This is a genomic window from Sphingomonas sp. (assembly GCF_019635455.1).
Classification (GTDB): Bacteria; Pseudomonadota; Alphaproteobacteria; order Sphingomonadales; family Sphingomonadaceae; genus Sphingomonas.
Window position 1 is genome coordinate 30,322 of record NZ_JAHBZJ010000011.1, and the last position, 13,764, is coordinate 44,085.

The 13,764-nt window shown below is 68.5% G+C and carries 14 protein-coding genes; 10 read left to right on the plus strand and 4 right to left on the minus strand.

Translation table 11 applies throughout. From position 1 onward, the window contains the following. Positions 1-7 precede the first annotated feature (7 nt). Positions 8-649, minus strand: a complete 642-nt coding sequence (locus tag KF783_RS13315; protein ID WP_294080313.1) for a peptidylprolyl isomerase — start codon at positions 647-649, stop codon at positions 8-10. A gap of 149 nt (positions 650-798) precedes the next feature. On the opposite strand from KF783_RS13315, the gene trxB reads away from it, so the two are divergent. Next, positions 799-1,770: a thioredoxin-disulfide reductase gene (trxB, locus tag KF783_RS13320; RefSeq protein WP_294080091.1), complete on the plus strand. Its 972-nt coding sequence runs from the start codon at positions 799-801 to the stop codon at positions 1,768-1,770. A 52-nt stretch (positions 1,771-1,822) separates the two neighbouring features. Here trxB and KF783_RS13325 read toward each other — a convergent pair whose 3' ends face one another. The 3 genes from KF783_RS13325 to KF783_RS13335 all read right to left on the minus strand — a co-directional run bounded on the left by KF783_RS13325 (position 1,823) and on the right by KF783_RS13335 (position 3,614). Then, complete coding sequence (locus tag KF783_RS13325; protein ID WP_294080092.1) at positions 1,823-2,656, minus strand: hydrolase 1, exosortase A system-associated; 834 nt, start codon at positions 2,654-2,656, stop codon at positions 1,823-1,825. After that, positions 2,644-3,213, minus strand: coding sequence for a hypothetical protein (locus KF783_RS13330; RefSeq protein WP_294080094.1), 570 nt, complete (start codon positions 3,211-3,213; stop codon positions 2,644-2,646). The genes KF783_RS13325 and KF783_RS13330 overlap by 13 nt, the downstream gene beginning before the upstream one ends. A gap of 128 nt (positions 3,214-3,341) precedes the next feature. Beyond that, positions 3,342-3,614 (minus strand): phosphopantetheine-binding protein, encoded by a 273-nt coding sequence (locus tag KF783_RS13335; RefSeq protein WP_294080096.1) that lies wholly within the window; start codon positions 3,612-3,614, stop codon positions 3,342-3,344. Between the two features lie 131 nt (positions 3,615-3,745). On the opposite strand from KF783_RS13335, the gene KF783_RS13340 reads away from it, so the two are divergent. The 9 genes from KF783_RS13340 (at position 3,746) to KF783_RS13380 (ending at position 13,746) form a co-directional block, all read left to right on the plus strand. Then, a complete protein-coding gene (locus KF783_RS13340; protein WP_294080315.1) occupies positions 3,746-5,266 on the plus strand; it encodes an acyl-CoA ligase (AMP-forming), exosortase A system-associated in 1,521 nt (506 codons plus the stop codon). Continuing rightward, a complete protein-coding gene (locus KF783_RS13345; RefSeq protein WP_294080097.1) occupies positions 5,263-5,667 on the plus strand; it encodes a hypothetical protein in 405 nt (134 codons plus the stop codon). Before KF783_RS13340 ends, KF783_RS13345 begins: the two co-directional genes overlap by 4 nt. After that, positions 5,664-6,935 carry a pyridoxal-dependent decarboxylase, exosortase A system-associated gene (locus KF783_RS13350; protein WP_294080099.1) on the plus strand — a complete coding sequence of 424 codons (1,272 nt, stop codon included), beginning with the start codon at positions 5,664-5,666 and terminating at the stop codon, positions 6,933-6,935. Before KF783_RS13345 ends, KF783_RS13350 begins: the two co-directional genes overlap by 4 nt. 71 nt (positions 6,936-7,006) lie before the next feature. Continuing rightward, the gene (locus KF783_RS13355; protein WP_294080100.1) at positions 7,007-7,651 is read left to right on the plus strand and encodes an XrtA/PEP-CTERM system exopolysaccharide export protein; all 645 of its coding nucleotides are present in this window, start codon (positions 7,007-7,009) and stop codon (positions 7,649-7,651) included. 13 nt (positions 7,652-7,664) lie between these two features. Further along, positions 7,665-9,209, plus strand: coding sequence for an XrtA system polysaccharide chain length determinant (locus KF783_RS13360; protein ID WP_294080102.1), 1,545 nt, complete (start codon positions 7,665-7,667; stop codon positions 9,207-9,209). 11 nt (positions 9,210-9,220) lie between these two features. Continuing rightward, the gene (locus tag KF783_RS13365) at positions 9,221-10,192 is read left to right on the plus strand and encodes an AAA family ATPase (protein WP_294080103.1); all 972 of its coding nucleotides are present in this window, start codon (positions 9,221-9,223) and stop codon (positions 10,190-10,192) included. After that, a complete protein-coding gene (locus tag KF783_RS13370; protein WP_294080105.1) occupies positions 10,189-11,781 on the plus strand; it encodes a hypothetical protein in 1,593 nt (530 codons plus the stop codon). Before KF783_RS13365 ends, KF783_RS13370 begins: the two co-directional genes overlap by 4 nt. 22 nt (positions 11,782-11,803) lie before the next feature. Continuing rightward, a complete protein-coding gene (locus KF783_RS13375; protein ID WP_294080107.1) occupies positions 11,804-12,874 on the plus strand; it encodes an AAA family ATPase in 1,071 nt (356 codons plus the stop codon). Positions 12,875-12,876: 2 nt separating this feature from the next. Then, complete coding sequence (locus KF783_RS13380) at positions 12,877-13,746, plus strand: XrtA system polysaccharide deacetylase (protein WP_294080109.1); 870 nt, start codon at positions 12,877-12,879, stop codon at positions 13,744-13,746. Positions 13,747-13,764: the final 18 nt, after the last annotated feature.

A 13,764-nucleotide genomic window follows, 5' to 3' on the forward strand; every position in this document is an offset into this window, starting at 1 on the left:
GACCGGATCAGGGAAGGCGCCGGACGCTGACGATCCGGATCTTCGGTTCCAGCATCTGCCCCTTCATCACGCCGTCGCCCCTGGTCGGGGAGGTTTTGGCGTCGAGGATCTTCCACACCACGTCCATCCCCTCGACCACCTTGCCGAACGCGGCATAGCCAAGATTGTCGCCAGGACGCGACGGATCGGCGTCGAGTGACGGCTGATCGCCCACGCTGATCGTGAATTCGCCGCGTGCGGTGCCGGGGGCCAGCCGCGCGGTCGAGATCGCGCCATTGACGTGCTTCACGCCGGTTTTCGTCGTCGGCTCGTGCGCGATCGGCGGCAGGATACGCTTGGGGTCGCCATCGACCCCGAACTGGATGAAGCCGAACTTGTCCGCGACCTTTACCGATCGGTAGAACCAGGTCCCGTCCAGCCGCTTCTGATCGGCATAGCGCAGGAAATTGCGGGCGGTGACCGGCGCCCGCTCGGTCTCCAGCTCCAGGACGATCCGCCCTTCGGACGTATCGATCGCCACTTTCTGCGTCGCCGGCTTCGGCGTGGCGGCGGGCGATGGGGCAGGCGTCGGCGGGGAGGTGGGAGCGGTCTGCGCCCAGACGGCGGCTGGGACAAACAGGGCGGTGAGCAGCACGCGGCGGATCATCATCATCGCGCCAGCTTCGCCCAAGCCGGCGGCGCCCGCAACCGGCTTTCGTCCACAACAGAATCGCTTTGCTGGCAGGATCGGGTTCCGCGCCCATGTTGCCAATGGCGGCGTCGTGACCCTAGATACGGCGCCGCCAACAGGATGTGACGATGACCGAAACCCATTCCACCCGCATGCTCATTCTCGGTTCCGGTCCCGCCGGCCTGTCCGCCGCGATCTATGGTGCGCGTGCCGGGCTGTCGCCGATCGTGGTGCAGGGGATTCAGCCGGGTGGCCAGTTGATGACCACCACCGATGTCGAGAATTATCCCGGCTTCCGTGAGGTGATCCAGGGGCCGTGGCTGATGCAGGAGATGCAGGCGCAGGCCGAACATGTCGGCGCGCAGATGCTCTACGACACGATCGTCGAGGTCGATCTGACGCAGCGCCCGTTCCGCCTGGTCGGCGATGGCGGTACTGTCTATCTGGGCGATACGCTGGTGATCGCGACCGGCGCGCAGGCCAAATGGCTCGGCCTCGACAGCGAGGAGGCGATGAAGGGCAAGGGCGCCAGCGCGTGCGCGACCTGTGACGGCTTTTTCTATCGCGGCAAGAAGGTGGCGGTCATCGGGGGCGGCAACACCGCCGTCGAAGAGGCGCTGTACCTGACCAATCACAGCCCCGACGTCACGCTGATCCACCGCCGCGACGCGCTGCGGGCCGAAAAGATCCTTCAGCAGCGGCTGTTCGCGAACGAGCGGATCAGCACCTTGTGGAACAAGGAAGTGGTCGAATTCGTCGGCGGCGGCGATCCGGAGGGGCTGGTGGCACTCCGCCTGCGCGACACCGTGACCGGCGCGGAATCGACCATCGATGTCGAGGGCGGCTTCGTTGCGATCGGGCATCATCCGGCGACCGAACTGTTCCGCGGACATCTGGAGCTGGACGCCGACAGCTATATCACGGTTGAGAGTGGGACGACCCGCACCAGCGTGCCGGGCGTGTTCGCGTGCGGCGACGTGATGGACAAGGTGTATCGCCAGGCGATCACCGCCGCCGGCACCGGCTGCATGGCCGCGCTCGACGCCGAACGCTTTCTGGCGGAAGCGGAGTTCGAGGCGATGGCCGAAGCTGTGGCCTGATCGCGCGAGGCCGTCGCGCCGTTCGCAATCGCGGCCAGCGGGCCGCCCGACGCTACGTGTCTGGCCCGGACCCGGACTCCATCCGTGCCAACACCGCCAGCACCTGTTCGCTCAGCCAGGCCTTGTCCTGGGGGCGGGCAAAGCTGTGGCTGTCGGTGGCGCAGCTGTTCACGGCGCAGCGCGCGCGCGTGGCGGTGAAGGCGTCGCCCTTCCAAAGGTCGGCAAAGGCGAGCGCGGTGTTGTCACGCTCGGCGAGAAGGATCGTGACCGGGATTTTCACCTCCGCCAGCGCGGCGGCGAGACCGCCGGAAAAGCTGGCTGAATCTTCCAATATTTTATCGGATATCTTCAATAACCCACGGACAAGATTGTAAATATTGACGCCGCCCGTGAACAGGCGAAGCAGTTCGCGTGGGTTTTTCAGCTTTTCGATATAGCGCGCGCGGATCGCGGCGGCGGGGGGCAGGGCGTCGTCGCCCTCCGCCCGATCGACCACCCAGGGATTGCCGAGGATCAGCGCGTCGATCCCCGCCTGTGCATGGTACAGGATCAGCGCGCTGGCGGCATCGCAATTGCCGAATGCGACGATGCGGGTGAGCTGGGGCGCTTCGCGGCGAAAGGCTGCTGCCGCTTCGCGGATGTCCTGCGCACTTGACTCGAACCCATTGTTTTCACCTGATGAATCTCCGATTCCGCGCCGGTCGTAGCGGAATGCCGGAGCCCCTGCCGCCGCGACCGTCGCCGCCAGTTCGGCCATGCCCCGATGCGCGCCGATGCGGATTTCGTTTCCGCCCGAAACGATCAGCAGGCCGGTGGTGCCGGGCGCGGGGTCGATCGTCGCGGCGAGCGTTTCGCCGGCGCAGGAAAAGCCGATCAGCCGGCGCATGTCGCGATCCACGTCGCAATGTCGTCGGCAACGGCCCGGGCGAAGTCGGGATCGTTCCCCGGTTCGGCGCGGCGCCAGAGCGGGGGGCCGGCGATCGTCGCATCGCCCGGCTTCGTTTCGCGCGTCAGGCGCATGGTGCGGCTGGCCCGGGACGACGGCATCGCGTCGCGAAGCTGGGCCAGCAGCGCGGGTGCGATTCGATTGCCGGCGAGTTCCACCGGCGCGCGCGCCGCGTTCAGGCCGGCCGCGTCGAACGGCTCGCCCGCTTCGCGCGCCGCGGCCTGACCGATGCGGGCGAGTTCGCGGGCCAGTTCCGCCCCGGTCGTCGGCGAGAGGTGGTAGCGTCCCGCGACCTCGGCATCGCCGTCGAGCAACGCGCCGCTGCGGATCGCCAGGGCGAAGGCCGGCCCGGATCGGCTCGCCACCGCTGCCGCGAAGCCGGCCCGCAGGGTCGGCAGGTCGGTGGCGTGGGTCGGCATCATGCTCTCCCCCTGTCCGGGCAGGTCGGGAAGCGCGCCGGCAATGCCCCGATCGGCCAGCGCACGCAGCACCGTCACCACGAACGCGCGCGTGCGGTTCGCCTCCTCGAACAGCGGCGGCGCGACGACGACGACCGGCCCGCGTTCGGGGCCGAAGCGAAGAATCGCCTCGCGGCCCCCGGCCCAGTCATAGGCGTCGAACGCGATCAGGTGAGCGCCTTGGCCGCGGCGAAGGTGACCAGCGCGCCGAAGCTTTCGAGCATGTCGCCATCCACCTCGTCATCGTCGATGATGATGCCCAGCCGATCCTCGATCTCGGTCAACACGCTGGCGACGGCCATCGAATCGAGTTCGGGGAGCGCGCCGAACAGCGGGGTCGCCGCGTCGAACGCGGCGGCGCGATCGGCGGAAATCCCCAATATGTCGCGCAGCACGCCGCGCACCGTTTCCTCGACCTCGTGAAATCCGTCGGGTTGCAACGCCGAAATCCCCCAAAATGCGGTTCGCGCCCCGTTACCGGCTGTGCGCGGTGCTGCCAAGTGCCACTGGGGCCGGCGACGCGGTGCGCGAAACCGCTGCATCGTTAACCGATGCGGGCTATGGAGGCGCGATGATCGACCTCGATCCCCTTGCGCGACCGATCGATGCGCTGCCCGCTTGGGGCGCCGCACGCGCGGGCGATGGCGGTATCGCGCTGGAGGATCGGGCGGGCGCACTCAGCTATGCCCAGCTGGAGGCGGGGGTCGCCGCGGTCGCGCACTGGCTGGGCCGACAGGGGCTTGCGCCGGGCGCGCGCGTCGCGACCTGGTTGCCCAAGACGCGGGTCGCGTGCCTGATGCCGCTCGCCGCGACGCGGGCGGGATATGTGCATGTCCCGATCAATCCCGTGCTCAAACGCGCGCAGGTCGCGCATATTCTGGGCGATAGCGGGGCCAAGCTGCTGGTGACCCAGCCGTCGCGCGCGATGACGCTGGGCGCCGCCGACCTGCCGGATTCCTGCCGGATCGTGGGGGAGGAGGACCTGCCGCTCGACGGGCCGGGCCTGCCGCCCTGCGCCGCCGATCCGGCGGCTCTGGCGGCGATCCTCTATACCTCCGGATCGACCGGCCGGCCAAAGGGCGTGATGCTCAGCCACGCGAACCTGTGGCTGGGCGCGATCAGCGTGGCGCATTATCTGCGGATCGAAACGTCGGACCGGGTCCTGGGGGTGCTTCCGTTCAGCTTCGACTATGGACAAAATCAGCTGTTCTCCACCTGGGCGGCGGGCGCGCGGGTGGTGCCGCTCGATTATCTCACCGCGCGCGACGTGGTGAAGGCGGTGGAACGGCATGGCGTCACCTCGATCGCCGGGGTGCCGCCGCTGTGGGTCCAGCTGCTCGAAGCCGACTGGCCGGAGCTTGCGGCGCGGCGGCTGCGGCGGCTCACCAATTCCGGCGGCGCGCTCACCGTGCCGATGGTCCGTGCGTTGCGGGCGCGCTTTCCCAAGGCGGATCTGTATCCGATGTACGGGCTGACCGAGGCGTTCCGATCGACCTATCTCGATCCCGCGCTGGTCGATGCCAATCCCGATTCGATGGGGCGGGCGATCCCCTTTGCCGAGGTGATGGTGGTACGCCCTGACGGGTCGCGCGCCGCGCCGGGGGAGCCGGGCGAGCTGGTCCATGCCGGCCCGCTGGTGGCCCAGGGCTATTGGGGCGATCCCGAACGTACCGCCGCGCGGTTCCGTCCCGCACCGGCATGGTCGGCGATGGGCGGGATCGCCGTCTGGTCGGGCGATACGGTGGTGGAAGGGACGGACGGCCTGCTCCGTTTCGTCGGCCGCGATGACGAGATGATCAAGTCCGCCGGTAACCGCATCAGCCCGACCGAGGTTGAGGAGGCGGTGCTGGCGGGTGGCGAAGCGGTGGAGGCGGCGGCATTCGGTGCGCCCGATGCGCGGCTGGGACAGGCGGTCGTGGTGGTGGCGGTCGCGCGCGGTGACCGCGCTCGCGCCGAGGCGGCGCTGCGCGACCGTCTGCGCCGCGATCTGCCGAACTTCATGCAACCCGTCCGCTATGACTGGCGCGAAAGCCTGCCGCGCAACGCCAATGGCAAGCTCGACCGTGCCGCGATGAAGGCGGGGATCGCGTGAAGCGGGTGCGTCGCGGCGGCTGGCTGCTTCCGGTGCTGGTCCTTGGCGTCGCCGCCTGGCTGGTGCTGCACCCGGGGGAACCGGTTCGTCCGCTCACCCCGGCGGAGCTTGCCGGATGCTATGCCGGATCGGGCGCGCGCATCGTCCTGCGCGCCGATGGATCGATGCGGGCCGGCTCGGTGGAGGCGCGCTATCACATTATCCCGGGCGTGCGCGGTTCGCGGCCTGATACGCTGGCGCCGGAAGGGGTGGAGGCGGCGATGGCGGGCGATCGCCTCGTCTTTTCGCGGTCCGATGCACCCGGCCGCTGGTATCCGGTCGCCGGAACGCGATTGTCGCTTTATGCGGGCAATGCGCTGCGGCACCTGCCAAAGCTGCCGTGCGAAGGAGTGACGTCATGAAGCCGATGGGGCCGATCCCCCCGGAATTCGCGGGCCAGGCGGCGTTGACGATCGCCGGCCGTGCCGCGTCCGACTGGGTGGCCGGCGCGGGATCGCCGCTGTTCGTCTATGATTTCGACATTGTCGCCGCCCGGGTCGCGCGGCTGCGCGCCGCACTGCCCGCGCGGGTGGATATCCATTATGCGATCAAGGCCAATCCGCTGCCGGACCTGCTCGCCGCGATCGCGCCGCTTGTCGATGGACTCGATATCGCGTCGGCGGGCGAACTGGACCGGGCGCTCGCGGTCAAGCCGGCGTCGGCGATCAGCTTTGCCGGACCCGGCAAGCGCGATGTCGAGCTGGAAGCGGCGATCCGCGCGGGGGCGACGATCAACCTCGAATCCGCGGCCGAGGGGGATCGCGCGCGCGCCATCGCCGAACGCCTTGGCGTCACGCCGCGGCTTGCGGTGCGGGTCAATCCGGATTTCGAACTGCGTGGGTCGGGGATGAAGATGGGCGGCCGCGCCTCCCCCTTCGGGGTCGATGTCGCGGAGGTTCCCGCGCTGGTGCGCCGGTTGATCGCGGCGGGCGCGGACTGGCGCGGCTTTCATATCTTCGCCGGGTCCCAGTCGCTCGATACCGCCGCGATCATCGAATCCCAGGCGGCGACGGTGGCGCTGGCCGGGCGACTGGCAGAGGAATCGGGCCATTTCCCACCGCTGGTCAATCTCGGTGGCGGGCTGGGCGTCCCCTATTTCGCCGGCGACCGGCCAGTCGATGTCGCGGCGATCGGGCAGGCGCTCGAACGGGCGATCGCCGACAGCGCGCTTGCGGCGGCGGGCGCGGGCTTCGCCGTCGAGCTCGGCCGCTGGCTCGTCGCCGAAAGCGGCGTGTACCTGACCCGTGTCGTCGATCGGAAGCAAAGCGGGGGCGAGACCTTCCTCGTCTGCGACGGCGGTCTTCACCACCAGCTCGCCGCGACCGGCAATTTCGGCACCGTCGTGCGCCGCAACTATCCCGTCGCGGTCGCCGACAAACTGGGTTTCGAAGCGACTGAAACCGTGTCGATTGTCGGTCCGCTCTGCACCCCGCTCGACCGGCTGGCGGACCGGGTGGCGCTGCCCCGCGCCGATATCGGCGACGTGATCGCCGTTTTCCTGGCCGGCGCCTATGGCGCGACCGCCAGTCCTTCCGCCTTTCTGGGCCATGGCCCCGCCGCCGAAATCCTGGCGAAATCCTCACCGGAACGCGGAACGCCTAACGCAATCTTTACCTCTGACGCCCCATAGCTTTCCGGAAATCTCGCAGATCAGCCGTCGGGACGCCGACGGTGCTGCGGGGTGGAAGGAGGTTCCGGGTGATGCGTTTGGGTCAGACTGGCAGGATGCTGGCGCTGCTGCCGATGATGGCGGTGGCGCTGTCGGGCTGTATGGGCGGCGGTGGCCGTGCGGAATTGCCGCCGACGACGTTCGTCGCCAGCCGCGAAGGGCCGGGCGAGGAATATGTCATCGGCCCGCTCGACACGCTTCAGGTCTTCGTGTGGCGCAATCCCGACCTGTCGGCAAAGGTGCAGGTGCGGCCCGACGGACGCATCACGACGCCGCTCATCAGCGACATGCCGGCGGTCGGAAAGACGCCGGCGATGCTGGCCGACGACCTGAAATACGCGCTCAGCGAATATATCAAGGATCCGATCGTCTCGGTGATCGTCGAGGGGTTTTCGGGTACGTTCAGCCAGCAGATCCGCGTCGTCGGCGCGACCGAGAAGCCGGCGTCGATTCCCTATCGCGCCAATATGACGCTGCTCGACGCGATGATCGCGGTCGGCGGCCTCAGCGAATTCGCCGCGGGTAACCGCGCGCGGCTGATCCGCTTCGACAAGGCGTCGGGGCGGCAACGCGAATATCGGGTCCGCCTGTCGGATCTGCTCAAGAACGGGGACACGAGCGCGAACGTCCGGCTGGAGCCGGGCGACGTCGTCATCATCCCCGAGAGCATGTTCTGAGGGTCCGGCGCTGATGGGGGATATCTGGACCGAGATTCGCGGCGCGATCCATGGGGTGTGGCAACGCCGCTGGATCGCCATCGCGGCCGCCTGGGCGATCTGCCTGGCGGGCTGGCTCGTCGTGTCCCAGATTCCCAACCAGTATGAAAGCCGCGCGCGCGTGTTCGTTCAGCTGCGTCAGCTGGTCCCCGGCGACGGCCTCGCCACCCAGCAGGAGCAGCAGCGCGATATCGACCGCGTGCGCCAGACGCTGACCAGCGCCGTCAATCTGGAAAAGGTCGTGCGCGGGACCGCGCTCGCCGACACCGTCGCCACCGATCGCGATGTCGCCGACCGGGTCGCCAGTCTTCAGCGGATGATCAAGGTGGTGCAGGCGCAGGACAGCCTGTTCGAAATTTCCGCGACCGTCGCCGATACCGGCAATTCCGACGCGCACAATGCGAAGCTTGCCCGCAGCATCGTCCAGAAGCTGATCGACATCTTCGTCGAGGACAATCTGGCGCAGGGGCGTGACGATGCCAGCCAGTCGCTTCAGTTCCTCGACCAGCAGCTCGCCCAGCGGCAGAAACAGCTCCAGGACGCCGAAGCGAAAAAGGCGGATTTCCAGGCGCGCTATCTCGGCTCGCTGCCCGGCACCGGGACGTTGAGCGATCGCCTGTCGGCGGCGCGCAGCCAGCTGGCGCAGGTCAATTCCGATCTCGCCGCCGCGCAGAGCGCGCTGGCGGCGGTCAACGGTCAGATGGCGGGGACGTCCGCCACCGTATCGGGTTCGGGCGGCACCGCCGTCGCGGGACCGGCGCGCGCGCGAGTTTCGGCTATTCAAGGACAGTTGGCCGAAGCCCGCGCGCGCGGATGGACCGATAACCATCCCGACGTTCAGGCGCTCAAGAGCCAGCTCGCCGCGGCCCAGACCGCAGCGCGCAGCGAACGCGTGACGGTCAGCGGGGGAACCAGCGCGACCGCCAACCCGCTCTATCTCAGCCTCAAGGCGATGCAGGCGGACAAGGCCGCGCAGGTCGCCGCGCTGATGAACCGCAAGGCCCAGATCGAGGCGGATATCCAGTCGTTCGACGAAAAGATGGCGGGCGATCCGGCCGCGGCGCAGGAACAGGCCGAGATCGATCGCAATTACGAGGTGCTGAAGGCCCAGTATGACAAGCTGCTCACCGACCGTGAGCAGGTGAAGCTGCGCAGCCAGGCCGCGAGCCAGGCCGATGCGGTGAAGTTCAGCGTGATCGATCCGCCGACCGCGCCGCGCTCGCCCACCGCGCCGAACCGGCCGCTGCTGCTCACCGGCGTGCTGCTGGCGGGACTTGGTGGCGGGATCGCCGCCGCGTTCGGCCTCAGCCAGATCGCCGGCACCTTCGCCACCTCCAATCGCCTTGAAAAGGTGAGCGGCATGCCGGTGATCGGGTCGGTCGGTCGCGTGCTGTCCGACGCCCAGATCGCGCTGCGCCGGCGGCGTTTCCACCTGTTCCTTGGCGCGACCGGCGGCCTGGCGGTCGCCTGGGTGGCGCTGATGGGGCTGGAAATGTTCCAGCGCGGCATGGTGGCCTGAGGGGGGATGCGATGAACGACCAGACTCCCCGGCGTTATCGCGGATCGCTCGTCGAACGGGCCGCCGCGATCTACGCGTTTTCGCCGCCGCAGAATCGTTCGGCTCCGGTCGAGCCGACACCGGCCGCGCCACAGCCGGCCGCGCCGCTGCACCGGCCGCTGTTCGACACGGTCGAGCCGCCGCGTGCGCCGCTGCGCCCCGATCATGCGACGCCCGCGCCCCAGCCGGCACCCACCGGACGTCGGGCCGTGGCTATCGATCGCGTCAAGCTCGCGGCTGCCGGCATGCTGGTTCCCGGCGCGGCGGTGACCGCGCTGGCCGAGGAGTTCCGCCTTATCAAGCGGCAGCTGCTCGCCACCTCGCGCACGATCCGCAGGGATGATGACGACAAGGGGCGGATGGTCCTCGTCTGTTCGGCAAAGCCCGACGACGGCAAGACGTTTTGCGCGATCAACCTCGCGCTTTCGATGGCCGCCGAAAAGGATGTCGAGATTCTGCTCGTCGATGCCGATTTCGCGAAGCCGGATGTCCTGAACAAGCTCGGCGCGCCGGACGGCGTGGGCCTGCTCGACGTGCTGGCCGGCAATGTCGCCAGCGCGGAGGAGTGCATCGTCGATACCGACGTGCCGCAGCTTTCGGTGCTTCCGGCCGGGACGAAATCGAACGCGGACACCGAATTGCTCGCCAGCGCGCGCGCCCATGCGATCCTCGACGGGCTGGCCGCCGCCAATCCGCGCCGCATCGTGATCTTTGATTCGCCGCCCGCGCTCGCGGCGTCGCCGGCCTCGGTGCTCGCCGACCATGTCGGTCAGGTGATGATGGTGGTCCGCGCGGATCGCACCACCGAAAGCGATCTGCGCGAAGCGGTCGGCCTGCTCGACGCGTGCGCGCATATCCAGCTCGTCCTCAACAACGTCACGTTCCAGCCGGGGGGGCGCCGCTTCGGCAGCTATGGCGCCTATTATGGGGAGCCGGACAAATGAAACTGATCGTCGCGGCGCTCGCCGCCACCGCCCTCATCGCGGTCCCCGCATCGGCCAAGGAGCGGCGCAAGTCGATCCGCGCCCATGTCGATGCCAGCCAGGTGCTGGTCGCCGACCTGTCGGGCGGGGGTGAGGTGCTGACCTATTCGACGCTGGGCGCGGGGATCGACGCGTCGATCCACACCCGCCGGGTCGAGGTGCAGCTTTCCTACCAATATGAGCACCGGTTCGATTATCAGAAGAACGTCGCCGACACCGACACGCATAGCGGCCTGGCCCGTGCGGCGGTGCGCGTCGCGCCGGGCTTCACGGTCGAGGGCGGCGCGCTCGCCACTCGCGCACGCACCGATATTCGCGGCGACGCGCCCGGCAACCTGGCCGGCAACGTCCGCAACATCAGCCAGGTCTATTCGGCCTATGCCGGCCCCACCTTCAACACCGGCGACGGCCCGGCCAGCATCAGCGCGGCCTATCGCTTCGGCTATAACAAGGTCGAGGCGCCGGACATCCCCGCGATCGACCCCAGCCAGCCGCCGGTCGATGTGTACGACAGTTCGACCAGCCATCTGGCGCAGGTGCGCGCCGGGGTAAAGGCGGGGACGATCCTGCCCGTCGGCGTCAGCGTCGCCGGCACCTGGCAGCGCGAACAGGCGAGCCAGCTCAATCAGACCTATGACGGCAAGTTCGGCCGCGCCGACGCGGTGTTGCCGGTCGGTGCCGGACTCGCGGTGGTCGGCGGCGTCGGCTATGAAAAGATCGAGATCAGCCAGAAGGATGCGCTGCGCGATACCTCTGGCGCGATCGTTCGCGACGGTGCGGGCCGGTTCGTGACCGATCCCGCCTCGCCGCAACGGATCGCCTACGAAACCGACGGGCTCTTCTGGGACGCGGGCGTGCTCTACAAGCCCAGCTCGCGCTTCATGCTCGAGGCGCGGGTCGGGCGTCGCTATGATTCGATGAGCTATACCGGCTCGCTCCAGTGGCAGATGTCGCGCCGATCGGCGCTTCAGGTCGGCGTCTATGATTCGGTGGAAAGTTTCGGTCGCCAGCTGATCGACGACCTGTCCAGCCTGCCGACCAGCTTCACCACGCCCAACAGCCCGTTCGGCAACGCCTATAATGGCTGTGTCTTTGGCAACGGATCGGGGGCGGGCGGGTGCCTGACCAACACGCTCGGCTCGATCGCATCGGCCAACTACCGCGCACGCGGCGTCACCGGGGTCCTCGCGCTCAATGCCGGGCCGACCACGATGGGCTTTGGCGCGGGCTATGCCAATCGCCGCTATCTGGTGCCGGCGGGCAGTTCCGCGCTCGCGGGGACCAGCGACGAGACCTATTACGCACAGTTCTTCGCGTCGCAGGCGCTTGACAGCCGCTCCGCGATCAGCGGCAATGCCTATGTGAACTATTTCCTCAGCGGGGTGGCCAATGCGCCCGGCGTGCTGGGGGCGGGGGCCAGCGGCTCCTATTCGCGCAGCTTTGGCGCGCTCAGCGCGTCGGCGTCGGTCGGGGTCTCGACCTTCGATGTCGAAGGCGGCGTCAACGGCACCAATGCGCAGGCGCTGTTCGGCCTGCGCTACGGCTTCTAACGGCTCCGGCCAGGGTGGAATGATGTACGACGACCATTATGGATTGAGCGGACGGCCGTTCCAGCTGACGCCAGATCCGGCATTCTGGTTCGATACCGCCACGCATAAAAAGGCGATGGCCTATCTTGGCTATGGCCTCAGCCAGGGTGAGGGCTTCATCGTCATCACCGGTCAGCCGGGGGTCGGCAAGACGACGCTGATCGGCCATCTGATGGGGACGATCGACCGCGAGCGGATGCACGTGGTCAAGCTGGTCACCACCCAGATCGAGGCGGAGGACTTGCTCCACATGGTCGCCGGCGGGCTGGGCATCGACAGCGCCGGCGCCGCCAAGTCGCAGGTCATCGCCGCAATCGAAAAGGCGCTCCACGCGATGGCGCGGGCGGGCAAGCGCACGCTGCTGATCGTGGACGAGGCCCAGGCGCTGCCGATCGCGAGTCTGGAAGAGCTGCGCATGCTCTCCAATCTTCAGGCCGGCGGCTATCCGCTGTTGCAGATCTTCCTGCTCGGCCAGCCCGAATTTCGCGCGCGCCTGTCCGATCCCCGGCTCGAACAGCTGCGTCAGCGGGTGATCGCGATGCATCAGCTCGATCCGATGGATGGCGAAGAGGTCGAACCCTATCTGATCCATCGCCTCTCGGTCGTCGGCTGGCGGGGCAAGCCGCGGTTCAAGAATGACGCCGTGGCGGCGATCCATCGCTGGTCCGACGGCATCCCGCGCAAGGTGAACCAGCTGGCGGGGCGCGTGCTCCTGTTCGGTGCGATCGAACAGATCGACAGCTTTACCGGCGCCGATGTCGATGCGGTGATCGCCGATCTCGACAGCGACATGGCGTTCGACGGACGTCCCGCCACTGCCGCCGCGCCGCCGCCCGCTCCGGCCACGGCGAGCGCCGATCCGGCGCGCGATCCGGTTCGCCCCGCGCCATCCGCCGCCGCCCCTGGCGCCGACGACCTGGTCGCGCGGATTGCCCGGCTGGAGGGGCGGCTGGAGGAACAGGACGCGGCGTTGCGCCGGGTGCTGACGCTGATGGTCGATTTTATCGAGGCGGAGGACGCGCGCCCGTCGGCGCGGCGTGGAACCGCCGCCTGACGATGGCCGCCGCCCTTTCCACCGACCCGGCACCCGCCAATGCACTGTCCGTCGATGTCGAGGACTGGTTCCAGGTCGGCGCCTTCGAAACCGTGATCGCGCGCGACGACTGGAGCGCGCTCGAACACCGGGTCGAGGCGAATACCGATGCCGTGCTCGAACTGTTCGACGCCGGCGGGGTAAAGGCGACGTTCTTCACGCTGGGCTGGGTCGCGGAGCGGCATCCCGCGCTGATGCGCCGGATCGCCGAAGCCGGCCATGAAGTCGCGAGTCACGGCTGGGATCATCAGCGCGTCTTCACGATGGGGCCGGCGCAGTTCCGGGCCGATCTGTCCCGCGCGCGCGCGGTGCTGGAGGAGGCGACCGGCCAGCGCATATGCGGCTATCGCGCGCCCAGCTTTTCGATCGACCAGCGCACGCCCTGGGCGCATCAGGTACTGGCGGAGGAGGGCTATGCCTATTCCTCCAGCGTCGCGCCGATCGGGCATGACCATTATGGCTGGGCCGATGCACCGCGCCGCGCCTATCGTCCCGTTGCCGATGCCGAGCTGATCGAGCTGCCGGTGACCACCGCCCGGTTCCTCGGGCGTGAGGTGACGACCGGCGGTGGCTTTTTCCGCCTGCTTCCCGGATCGGTGGTGCGTCGCGCGATCCGCGACCTCAACGAAGAGGGGCATCCGGCGATCTTCTATTTCCACCCGTGGGAGATCGACCCCGGCCAGCCGCGCGTCGCGGGCGCGCCGCTGCGTTCGAAACTCCGCCATTACAGCCGGCTGGGCGCGATGGCGGGCAAGATGCGCGCGCTGATCGCCGGCCACCGCTGGGATCGCACCGATCGCGTCGCCGCCGCCGAACGTGAGAGGCTGCATTGAACGCGCCTGCCACCCTGC